Here is a 10,799-nt window from a genome sequence, read left to right as displayed (position 1 = left end):
ACATCGAACTCCCAACTCAAAAAATCGTTGCGGTGGGGGGGGTTTTTTGTCTGCGTGTGTGTTTGCTGCGTTTGTTTTTTTTTTTTGGGGGGGGGGGCGGGGGCGGTCGGGGTCGGCCAGGCGCGCGGTCTGACTAGATCAGCCTGGGTCATGGACCTACGGTCCAGCCCGGGGAGGATCAGTTCGTTCCTTTGCCGCCGCACTTCCCGGTGGCAACGTTGAAGTTGCCGCAGGACAGAGGCGCGCGCCAATCGGAGATCAGGTCCTTGGAGTCAGGCAAATAGTCGGACCATTCGTCGCCCATCACCAGGCCCGGCGTGCGGGAGACGGTTTCGAACTGGCCATCGGCCTGGATTTCACCGATCAGCACCGGCTTGGTGATGTGGTGGTTCGGCATCATCGTCGAATAGCCGCCGGTCAGGTTCGGCACCGAAACGCCAACCATGGCGTCGATGACCTTGTCCGGATCGGTGGTGCCGGCCTTCTCGACCGCCTTCACCCACATGTTGAAGCCGATGTAATGGGCCTCCATCGGGTCGTTGGTGGTGCGCTTGTCGTTTTTGATGAACTTGTGCCAGTCGGCGATGAACTTCTTGTTCTCAGGCGTGTCGATGCTTTCAAAATAGTTCCAGGCGGCGAGATGGCCCACCAGCGGCGCGGTGTCGAGACCGGCAAGCTCTTCCTCGCCGACCGAGAAGGCCATGACCGGGATGTCTTCGGCCTTGACGCCCTGGTTGCCGAGTTCCTTGTAGAACGGCACGTTGGCATCGCCGTTGACGGTCGAGACGACGGCGGTCTTCTTGCCGGCCGATCCGAACTTCTTGATCGCCGAAACCTCGGTCTGCCAGTCGGAGAAGCCGAATGGCGTGTAGTTGACCATGATGTCTTCCGCTGCGACGCCCTTGGCCTTCAGATAGGCTTCGAGAATCTTGTTGGTGGTGCGCGGATAGACGTAGTCGGTGCCTTCGAGCACCCAGCGCTTCACCGAACCGCCGTCCTCGCTCATCAGGTAGTCGACCGCCGGAATGGCCTGCTGGTTTGGCGCCGCACCCGTGTAGAACACGTTGCGCTCGCTTTCCTCGCCCTCATACTGGACGGGGTAGAACAGGATGTTGTCGAGTTCGGAGAACACCGGCAGCACCGATTTGCGCGACACCGAGGTCCAGCAACCGAACACCGCCGCGACCTTATCCTTCGAAATCAGTTCGCGTGCCTTTTCGGCGAACAGCGGCCAGTTGGAAGCAGGATCGACGACGACCGCCTCCAGCTTCTTGCCGAGCAGGCCACCCTTGGCGTTCTGCTCGTCGATGAGCATCAGCATGGCGTCCTTCAGCGTCGTTTCCGAAATCGCCATGGTCCCCGACAGCGAATGGAGAATGCCGACCTTGATGGTGTCGTCAGCCGCCTTGGCAGGCGCGGAGATCAACAGGCCGGCGGCAACCACGCTCGCCGAAAACATTTTTGTTATTGTCGAGAAATTACCCCTCATATTACAGACTCCCAAGCTGGTTGATTGCACCGCAACACTACAAAGCAACCCCCATGCCAATCGCTGTGGCGGCGCCGATGGGGACGAATAATCGAGCATTGCCAGCGCGTTGGGATTTTAGGCTTACAAAGACGAAGAGAGCCGCTCAAAATTGATTGAGAGAAATTTGCGCAGACCCGCGACTATCTGCCCAATTTTCGATCAATTTTCTCAACTGCCTAGATTTTGATCTTCATAGGGGCATCGCAAACGACCGATGTTGCGGCGCCGTGCAAAAATAGGGCAAGCTCGCTCCGCAAACGAGCGACGTCATGGTTTCAGGCATTTCACGCATTTTTATCAGCATATTGTTTCTGGCGGCAGCAGGCGGAGCCGCGCGAGCCGACTTCAGCGACGGCAAGCTCCCGGACGGCACCTATCGCTGCGAAGTGTACCTGCTTGGCATGTTCCTCAACCTCGGTGATATCACCATCAAGGGGACTGTCTACAGTGGCCCGTTCTACACCGGCCTCGGCACCTTCGGGACCGCGCAGCAGGGTTACAACTATCAAATGGATGCAAACGGCGTGATCTCCTGGCTCGGGCCGTTGGGCGGCTATACCGCCGGCGGCAACTCGCTGTCGCTGACCCAGGCAACGCTGGACGGCCAGGGCACACCCTCCTTTGACATCATCATGAAGCAGCCCGACGGCGCCTTCACCGCCTCGACCTGTACGAAGAACTGAGATGCCAAAAAGCGCGGAACCCTGTTGGTTCCGCGCAGAGAGCCGTGTTGCGCACAGGCAAGAACATAGGGAAGTTCTAAGACTCCAGCATGTCCTTGACGATCGTGGCCAGCTGCTTGAGCGAAAAAGGCTTTGGCAGGAATCCGAAATGCGCGTCGGCCGGCAGGTTTTTGGCGAATGCGTCCTCCGCATAACCGGACACGAAGACAAACTTGATGTCCGGCTGGCGCTTGCGCAGTTCACCAAGCAGCGTCGGTCCATCCATTTCCGGCATCACCACGTCGGAAACGACGATGTCGACCTTGCCGCCGAGCGCCTCGAACACTTCCAGCGCCTCGACGCCCGAAGACGCCTCATGCACCGTGTAGCCGCGCGAGGTCAGCGCCCGCATTCCACCCATGCGCACGGCATCCTCGTCTTCGACGAGCAGCACAGTGGCCGAGCCCGATAGATCCTTGGCCGCATCGGCGATCTTCGCCGGTGCTGCCGGTACATCGTCGGGGTCGCCCGCCTTTTTCAGTTCCGCAACATGACGCGGCAGGAAAATGCGGAAAGTCGACCCTTTGCCGACCTCGGAATCGCAGTAGATGAAGCCGCCGGTCTGCTTGATGATGCCGTAGACCATCGACAGGCCAAGGCCGGTGCCCTTGCCGACTTCCTTGGTGGTGAAGAAGGGCTCGAAAATCTTCTTCAGCACGTCGGGCGCGATGCCGCTGCCGGTGTCCTCGACTTCGACCACGACATAATCGGCCGGGGTGAGTTCGCGGTAGGAAAAGGCCTTGCACTCCTCGGCAGTCACATTGCGGGTGCGCACGGTGAGATCACCACCCGCCGGCATGGCGTCGCGCGCGTTGACGGCAAGGTTGACCACCACCTGCTCGAACTGCCCGATATCGACCTTGACCGGCCACAGGTCGCGGCCATGATCAACCTTCAGCTTGATGTCGTTGCCGACCAGGCGGGCCAGCAGCATCCTGAGATCGGCGAGCACGTCGGTCAGGTTGAGCACTTCCGGCCGCAACGTCTGCTTGCGCGAGAAGGCCAGCAACTGCCGCACCAGCGAGGCCGCCCGGTTGGCATTCTGCTTGATGTTCATGATGTCGGGGAAGGACGGGTCCGACGGACGGTGGTTGGTCAACAAAAGGTCGGATGCCATGATGATGGCTGTCAGCACATTGTTGAAATCATGCGCGATGCCGCCGGCAAGCTGGCCCACCGCCTGCATCTTCTGGCTTTGCGCCATCTGCCCTTCGAGTGCCTTCTGCTCTGTCGTCTCGACGGCATAGACGATGGCCGACTCCTCGGCGCCCTCGCCGCCGGTCCCGTCGGCGACAGCGTTGACGTAGAAACGAATGTGCCGCTCGTCATTGCCGGGCAGAAGCGTGTCGATCGGCTCGATGTCCGCCTGCCGCTGCTGCGCCTTTTCGAAAGCAGCCGCGAAGGCCGGCCGGTCGCGTTCATGGATCACCGTGTCGAGCCGCACACGGCGATCGACGGCGTCGCGATCGACGACGGTCGAGAACAGCGACAGGAAAGGCGCATTGGTGCGCAGGATGCGCCCGTTGTGATCGACGCCGGCTATCGCCATCGGCGTCGAGTTGAAGAAGCGGGTGAAGCGCACTTCCGAGGCCCGCAAATCGGCAGACGAGTCCTCGCCTTGCGTACGGTTGAGCACGATCGTGCGTGTCGGCCCGTTGAGGCCTTCGCGGCTGGCCGAAACGCGATGCATGAAGCGCACCGGCAGCGCCTCGCCCGTCATCGTCGTCAAGTCGAGATCGATGACCGCGTTGCGCGTTGTGCCGGGATCGGCCTTGACCGAACGGACCAGCGCCATGCCGTCGCCGGCCACGATCTCGGCCAAGGAGACCGCACCGGGCGTGAAGCTGGTGAGGTCGATGCCCAGCCATTCGGCCAGCGTGGCGTTGATGTAGGTGACGCGACCCTCCTGGTCGGCAGAAAAGAAACCGGCCGGCGCGTGGTCGAGATGATCGATGGCCTGCTGCAAATCGAGAAAGAACCGCTCCTGCTCGGCCCGTTCCTGGGAGATGTCGGCAAGCTGCCAGGCCAGCATCGGCAGCCGCTGGCCTGGAACACTGAAGGTGCGGGCGCGCGCCCGGTACCAGCGGGCGCCCGGATCGGCTCCGGGCCGAATGGATTGCGCGAGCCGAAACTCGCCGTCGCCCGGCTGGCCGTCGCGCAGGCCGGACGCCAGGCGATAAATCGTCACCGAAGCTTCGGGGACATCCGAGAGCAACCCCTCGACTGTCTTCAGGTCGGCGGCCGACGACGCTCCGGTCATGTCGGCATAGGCGCGATTGGCATAGACGACACGGCCCTTGGTGTCGGTGACGAGAAGGCCCTGCGACATCGAATCGACGAAGGATTTCGACAGTTCGTCGCCTGTCGAGCGCGGTGTCACCTGCACGAAGCCGATCGCCGTGGCAAACAGGAAACCGACGCCGATCATCGCCAGCACGCCGAGCATACCGAGCAGAAAAGGATCGCCGAGGCGCTCGCGGAAGAGGCCGAAGACGATCGCCGCCCCCGTCAGAACGACGATGAAAATGATGAGCCGGGTTACCGCGCCTGGTCGCGTATTCTGGTCGACGATCGGTACCGGATAGAAATCGCCGCGCGCTTCCTTGGCCATGTGCCCCCTGCTCGTGAATTCCGGTGTTCCGACCACCCGCCCCTAGCGGGTTGAATCACATTCTCCTAGTCCCGAAAAGGCCTGGGCGGCAAATGTCGGATAAAAATGATGTCTTCCGGCCCTTGGAGTTTTTCAAGCTGTTCACCAGCGTGAAACGTAACTTGCGGTGGCCCGCCGCAACGGTCTAGTGTCACGTCTCTTCCAAGGGCAATCAGGGGAAACCGATGCAATGGCTGGATAGCGTGGCGGGCCCCGGTTATGCCGCAGCATTGTTGTGGACGTTTGCAGCACTTGTCCTGCTGGTCATCGTTCTCGTCATCGTCAAGCTGGTGCGTAATCTGACGTTCGGAACCTTCGTTGCCGGTGGCCGGAACCGCAAGACACGGCTGGCCGTCATGGACGCCACTGCCGTTGACAGCCATCGTCGGCTGGTGCTGGTGCGCCGCGATGACATCGAGCATCTGCTTTTGATCGGCGGCCCGACTGACCTCGTCGTCGAGCGCGATATCCGTCTTTCGGCGCCGCGCCGTCCGGCCTTGACCGGAGACAGCGGCTTGCAGCCGGTCCCGGCCGCCGCGGCCCCGGCGGCAAGGCCGCGTCCGCCGCAACCCGCACCACCGCCGGCGAGACAGGCACCGGCTCCGCAGCCGGTGAATGCGGTGCCACCGGCCCGCCCACGCCAAACAGCACCGGCACCGGCACCTACGCCAAGGCCGGCAACGCAAAGCTACCAGCCGACCAATATCACGCCGCTGCCCGCCTACGGATCCGCGCCTGCCAATGTCGCCCGGAATGCACCACCGCCGCCACCTGCGCAGGACAGCATCGACGACACGCTGATGAGGGAACTCGAAGTCTCGCTCGATCAGCCCCGTTCGGCCGGCCCGGCAGGCAAACCGGCGACGAAGGAACCGCAGTCGCTCGATGATGAAATGACCAAGCTTCTCGGCGAACTCTCCAGCCAGAAGCGATGAGCCGCCGCTGAGTAGCCATCCCGCGCGAAAATCGTAGCCGGTTCGACTGTCGGACCCCTTTTCGGAGGCTCATGCGCCAAGGGCCCGCGCTTCAATAGTTTGTAGATCTCGTCCGCCTTGAAAGGCGGCTGACGTCCAACAAAATGGCCGGAAAACCGGCCATTTCAAAATCAACGTCGATCATGGCGGCTGGTCGTGCGCCGCCGGCCTTGACCCTCAGTCGTCGCGGTAGACTTTTTCGCGGCGCTCATGCCGCTCCTGCGCTTCGATCGACAACGTCGCGATCGGACGCGCATCGAGCCGCTTCAGCGCGATCGGCTCGCCGGTCTCTTCGCAATAGCCATAAGTGCCTTCGTCGATGCGCTGCAAGGCCGAATCGATCTTTGCGATGAGCTTGCGCTGACGATCGCGGGCCCTGAGTTCGATGGCGCGGTCCGTTTCCGAAGATGCACGATCGGCTAGATCAGGGTGGTTGGCGTTTTCTTGTTGCAGGATTTCCAGTGTTTCGCGCGCTTCGCGCAATATGTCGTTTTTCCAGGTGACGAGCTTTGAGCGGAAGTAGGATTTCTGCCGCTCGTTCATGAACGGCTCGTCTTCGGAGGGTATGTAATCGGCGGTAACGATGTCGTTCATTCGACTCACCCAAACTGCCCCAAATTTGGCGCCTATATATTCGCCGTCCGACGCCTGCACAAGCGCAATCGGCCGCTGTCTCACGCAATTGTTAATGCGCGCCGGCGCGCGCCTTTGCGGGGGCGTACGCACGTTTTGACACCAAACTTCGCTGTGACACTTTGGATCCGGTAAAACATGCTGTCGCAATATCGCCTGTGCTTTTCGGCCCAGGCCAACCACCTTTTGCTGCGCCGCAGCATGGTGATTCGCTGTAGTCGAGGAACACGGGCCATTGTGCGCAATGCCGTTCTCGTGGCTAATCCTGGAAGGCTTCGGCATTCGGAGGTTGGGTGAGCAGGCTGTATCTGTTGCGACATGCGAAGGCTGGCTGGGCACTGCCCGGCATGCGCGACTTCGATCGCCCGCTCGATGCATCGGGCCGCAGCGACGCCGAAACGATGGGCGCCGCCATGCGCTCCCGCTGCTATGTTCCGGACCTGACGCTGTGCTCCAATGCCAAACGCGCCAAGGAGACGCTGGAAGGCCTGGCCGGCCAGACTGACACCGGCCGGGTCCTGTTCTTCGACACGCTCTATAGCGCGGACGCCACCGGTTACCTCCATCTCATCCGCGACAATGGCGGATCGGGTTCGTTGCTGGTCATCGGCCACAATCCGATGACAGAGGATCTCGCCATGGCGGTTTCGGGCGACGGCGACGAGACGGCACGGGCAACGCTCAACCATGGGTTCCCGACCTCGGGCCTGGCGGTCGTCCGCTTTGACGGCGATCTTGCCAAGGCCGCCCAGGGCACCGGCTATCTCGAAGCGTTCCTGACTCCGGCCGATCTCTGAGCCATTTCAAAGCCTGTTTGCAGAGCCTATATCGGACATAGGCAAGCCCGAGAGATCACATTTTGGCATCATCGCTGACTACCTTCACCGACGAGGCGAGGATTGCCCTCGACACGCTGTCGGGACGCGCCACCGGGCTTTTTTCTCCATCGCTGCGCCTCGGCGTGACCGGATTATCCCGCGCGGGCAAGACCGTGTTCATATCGGCCCTTGTCCACAATTTGATCCATGGCGGGCGCCTGCCGCTGTTTGCCGCGCAAAAATCAGGACGTATCGCTCGCGCCTTCCTCGAGCAGCAGCCGGACGACGCGGTGCCGCGCTTCCAGTACGAGGATCACATTGCCGCCCTGGTCAACGACCGCGCCTGGCCCGATTCCACGCGCGCCATTTCGGAACTGCGGCTGACCATCGAATATGAATCGGCCTCCGGCTGGAGCCGTTTGTTCTCCTCCGGCAGACTGTCGATCGACATCGTCGACTATCCCGGCGAATGGTTGCTCGATCTGCCGCTGCTGGGCAAATCCTTCGCCGATTTTTCGCACGAAGCCTTCGAAATGGCCGTCCTGCCTGTGCGCGAGGACCTGTCGCGGGCCTGGCGGGCGCTGTCGGCGGAGATCGATCCGAATGCCGATGCCGACGAGATGGCGGCGCGCCGCCTGGCTGAGAGCTTCGCCGCTTATCTGAAAGCGTGCAAGCTCGACGAACGGGCGCTTTCGACCTTGCCGCCCGGCCGTTTCCTGATGCCCGGCGATCTCGAAGGCTCGCCGGCACTAACCTTCGCGCCCCTGGCAGGGATTGGCGACAAGCGTCCGCGACCCGGGTCGCTGCACGCCATGATGGACAGGCGTTACGAGGCCTACAAGACGCATGTCGTCAAACCGTTCTTCCGCGAACACATCACCCGACTCGATCGCCAGATCGTGCTGATCGACGCCTTGCAGGCGCTGAACGCCGGTCCCGGCGCCATGGCCGACCTGGAGCGCGCGGTGACCGAGATTCTCAGCTGTTTCCGTCCCGGCCGGGGCAGCTTCCTCACCGACCTGTTCTCGCGGCGCATCGACCGCATATTGGTTGCCGCGACGAAGGCCGATCACCTGCACCACGAAAGCCATGACCGCCTGCAGGCGATCGTGCGGCGGCTTGCCGACCGCGCCGTGGCGCGCGCGAATTTCACCGGCGCCGATGTCGATGTCGTCGCCATGGCCGCGATGCGCGCGACACGCGAAGGCACGGTCAAGCAAGGCCGAGAGACGTTGCCGGTCATCATCGGCACGCCGATCGCCGACGAGAGGATCAATGGCGAAACCTTTGATGGAAAGACGGAAACAGCCATATTTCCTGGTGATTTACCGGAGAAAATTGATGCGGTGTTCGATGTTTTGGGCCCCGATCACAAGCAGGACTCCTCGGACCCGGCAATCCGCTTCGTCCGTTTCCGTCCACCAAAGCTCGAACGCACAGCCGAAGGTGTCACGCTGTCGCTGCCGCATATCAGGCTCGACCGTGCCTTGCAGTTCCTGATCGGAGATCATCTGGCATGACCGCGCCCCGCAAGCCGGCAGCATTCCGCATCGAGCCGGAAGCCACATCGAGACAAGCGGCGCCAGAGGCGCGCAACGCCCAAGCCGAAACTCGTGCCCAGACCGACACCCAGCGCAAACCCCGCGCGATGAAAACCGATGTCGCGATGATCATACCGGCGGAAGTCGATGTCTTCGACGAGCCCGACATCATTGCCGCAGAGCCGCCGCCGGCCATCGCCCCCAGAAAACGCTCACTGCTCGGCAGCATCTTCTTCGGCGCTTTTGGCGTCCTGGTCTCGCTGGCTGTCGGCCTGTGGACCGACCGGCTCATACGCGACCTCTTCGCGCGCGCCGAATGGCTGGGTTGGCTGGCCGCCGGCATGGCCGCCATCGCCGTACTGGCGCTCGTTGTGATCCTGATTCGCGAGTTCCTGGCGATCGCCCGCCTCGCCGAGGTCGAAAAACTGCAGAAGCGGGCGCTCGACGCGATCGCGCGTGACGATCCCAAGGCAGCACGATCGGTCGTCGACGAATTGTCGGCCTTTGTCGCGGCCAAACCCGAGACTGCGGCCGGCCGGCGCGCGCTGGCCGAACTGCGCGGTGAAATCATCGACGGCGGCAATCTGGTGCGGCTGGCCGAAGCCGAAATTCTCGGCCCCCTCGATGCCAGGGCGAAGGTGATGATTCTCGAGGCAGCCAAACGCGTCTCGCTGGTGACGGCGGTCAGCCCGCGCGCACTCGTCGACGTCGCCTATGTCGTGTTCGAGGCCGGGCGGCTCATCCGCCGCCTGTCGGAACTCTATGGCGGACGGCCGGGAACGCTGGGTTTCTTCCGCCTGGCGCGCAGCGTGCTGGCGCATCTGGCGGTTACTGGCTCGATCGCGGTCGGCGACAGTTTCGTCCAGCAGATCGTCGGCCACGGCCTGGCGGCGCGCCTTTCGGCCAAGCTCGGCGAGGGCGTTGTCAACGGCATGATGACGGCGCGCATCGGCATCGCGGCGATGGAAACGGCGCGCCCCCTACCCTTCAGCGCGGCGAAGCGTCCCGGACTGGGCGATTTCCTCTCCGCGCTGACATCGTTTGCCACCAGGAAAGACGGTGAAACAGCCCCGCCCGGCAAGTGAGCCGGGCCGGAGCGTTTGGACCTTCGGAATTGTTACCGGACTGCTTTGTGGCGGCACCGTAGTGACGAAGCATTAACCAATCTTGTTCATGGTCAGACGGGTTCCAAACAGCCTCTTTGTTGCCGGGTGTCGTCGATGAAAAGTGTAATTCTGTCCAGCCTCCTGCCCCTGGCAACCGTGATCACTACAGTCGTCGGCATTGCCGGAGCGGCCGCCTCGGCGGAGCCGGACAAGCAATTCTTCCAGTCGGCCGAAGGCAAATGGATCGGCCCCGGCGAAATCGTCGCCGGCAAGTACAAGGGCACCAAGTTCAACTGCAGCTTCACTGGCTCCACGCCGGACGGCAAGGTCGGCATGTCGCTCGACGGCGGCTGCCGGGTCGGCATGTTCACCCAGCAGATGTCGGCCAAGATCGAGCGCAAGGGCCGCGAGGGCTACAAGGGCAGCTTCATGGGCGGCGCGAGCGGCTCCGGGCTCGACATAATCGGCGGCAATGTGGTCGATCCCCGCAAGGTGGTCTTCACAATCAATCGCAATCAGTTGCGCGGCGTCATGCAGGCCCGCATCCCCGACGACAATTCGATGACGGTGACCATTGCGGTGCGCGTCGACGACCAACTGGTGCCGGTGATCGGCATGAGCCTGAAGCGCGTCGACGCCGTCGAAGTCGGCTCCATCGCCCCGAACTGAACAATCATCGATCGCTGAAAGCAAAAAAGGCGGCGATCCCATGGTCACCGCCTCATTTTAACAGCTAGTTTCTCATGTTCCCTGTCAAGGCTGAAGGCGAGAGGGAACAACTGCTTGGCGCGAGTGTGCAAAGCAGTCGGATTGGCTGGAACTGC

Annotated in this window: 9 protein-coding genes; 6 read left to right on the top strand and 3 right to left on the bottom strand. The window is 62.3% G+C overall.

The window, feature by feature from the left end:
• Positions 1-178: 178 nt before the first annotated feature.
• Positions 179-1,459 carry an urea ABC transporter substrate-binding protein gene (gene urtA / locus NKI20_RS32815; RefSeq protein ID WP_245266607.1) on the bottom strand — a complete coding sequence of 427 codons (1,281 nt, stop codon included), beginning with the start codon at positions 1,457-1,459 and terminating at the stop codon, positions 179-181.
• A 341-nt stretch (positions 1,460-1,800) separates the two neighbouring features.
• On the opposite strand from urtA, the gene NKI20_RS32810 reads away from it, so the two are divergent.
• The gene (locus NKI20_RS32810) at positions 1,801-2,214 is read left to right on the top strand and encodes a hypothetical protein (RefSeq protein WP_352838107.1); all 414 of its coding nucleotides are present in this window, start codon (positions 1,801-1,803) and stop codon (positions 2,212-2,214) included.
• Positions 2,215-2,290: 76 nt separating this feature from the next.
• Here NKI20_RS32810 and cckA read toward each other — a convergent pair whose 3' ends face one another.
• The gene (gene cckA, locus NKI20_RS32805) at positions 2,291-4,864 is read right to left on the bottom strand and encodes a cell cycle histidine kinase CckA (RefSeq protein WP_352838105.1); all 2,574 of its coding nucleotides are present in this window, start codon (positions 4,862-4,864) and stop codon (positions 2,291-2,293) included.
• Between the two features lie 224 nt (positions 4,865-5,088).
• On the opposite strand from cckA, the gene NKI20_RS32800 reads away from it, so the two are divergent.
• Complete coding sequence (locus tag NKI20_RS32800) at positions 5,089-5,838, top strand: hypothetical protein (protein ID WP_352838103.1); 750 nt, start codon at positions 5,089-5,091, stop codon at positions 5,836-5,838.
• A 216-nt stretch (positions 5,839-6,054) separates the two neighbouring features.
• Here the strand turns inward: NKI20_RS32800 and dksA are convergent, their stop codons facing one another.
• Positions 6,055-6,471: an RNA polymerase-binding protein DksA gene (gene dksA / locus NKI20_RS32795; protein WP_352605444.1), complete on the bottom strand. Its 417-nt coding sequence runs from the start codon at positions 6,469-6,471 to the stop codon at positions 6,055-6,057.
• 332 nt (positions 6,472-6,803) lie between these two features.
• Between dksA and NKI20_RS32790 the strand changes: the two genes are divergently transcribed.
• The 4 genes from NKI20_RS32790 to NKI20_RS32775 all read left to right on the top strand — a co-directional run bounded on the left by NKI20_RS32790 (position 6,804) and on the right by NKI20_RS32775 (position 10,644).
• Positions 6,804-7,307: a SixA phosphatase family protein gene (locus NKI20_RS32790; RefSeq protein ID WP_352838100.1), complete on the top strand. Its 504-nt coding sequence runs from the start codon at positions 6,804-6,806 to the stop codon at positions 7,305-7,307.
• A gap of 62 nt (positions 7,308-7,369) precedes the next feature.
• Positions 7,370-8,848 (top strand): YcjX family GTP-binding protein, encoded by a 1,479-nt coding sequence (locus NKI20_RS32785; protein ID WP_352605442.1) that lies wholly within the window; start codon positions 7,370-7,372, stop codon positions 8,846-8,848.
• A complete protein-coding gene (locus tag NKI20_RS32780) occupies positions 8,845-9,954 on the top strand; it encodes a YcjF family protein (protein ID WP_352605440.1) in 1,110 nt (369 codons plus the stop codon). Before NKI20_RS32785 ends, NKI20_RS32780 begins: the two co-directional genes overlap by 4 nt.
• Positions 9,955-10,089: 135 nt before the next feature.
• Positions 10,090-10,644 (top strand): hypothetical protein, encoded by a 555-nt coding sequence (locus NKI20_RS32775; RefSeq protein ID WP_352605437.1) that lies wholly within the window; start codon positions 10,090-10,092, stop codon positions 10,642-10,644.
• The last annotated feature ends 155 nt before the right edge of the window (positions 10,645-10,799 follow it).

The organism is Mesorhizobium sp. M0830 (assembly GCF_040319965.1).
Taxonomy (GTDB): Bacteria; Pseudomonadota; Alphaproteobacteria; order Rhizobiales; family Rhizobiaceae; genus Mesorhizobium.
Note: the sequence above shows the minus strand (reverse complement) of the source record. Positions and strands in the feature narration are given on the sequence as shown.

Excerpts from the sequence above, each read along its gene's own strand:
- urtA (WP_245266607.1), bottom strand. The coding sequence starts at position 1,459 with ATGTTTTCGGCGAGCGTGGTTGCCGCCGGCCTGTTGATCTCCGCGCCT.
- NKI20_RS32810 (WP_352838107.1), top strand. The coding sequence starts at position 1,801 with ATGGTTTCAGGCATTTCACGCATTTTTATCAGCATATTGTTTCTGGCG.
- cckA (WP_352838105.1), bottom strand. The coding sequence starts at position 4,864 with ATGGCCAAGGAAGCGCGCGGCGATTTCTATCCGGTACCGATCGTCGAC.
- NKI20_RS32800 (WP_352838103.1), top strand. The coding sequence starts at position 5,089 with ATGCAATGGCTGGATAGCGTGGCGGGCCCCGGTTATGCCGCAGCATTG.
- dksA (WP_352605444.1), bottom strand. The coding sequence starts at position 6,471 with ATGAACGACATCGTTACCGCCGATTACATACCCTCCGAAGACGAGCCG.
- NKI20_RS32780 (WP_352605440.1), top strand. The coding sequence starts at position 8,845 with ATGACCGCGCCCCGCAAGCCGGCAGCATTCCGCATCGAGCCGGAAGCC.
- NKI20_RS32775 (WP_352605437.1), top strand. The coding sequence starts at position 10,090 with ATGAAAAGTGTAATTCTGTCCAGCCTCCTGCCCCTGGCAACCGTGATC.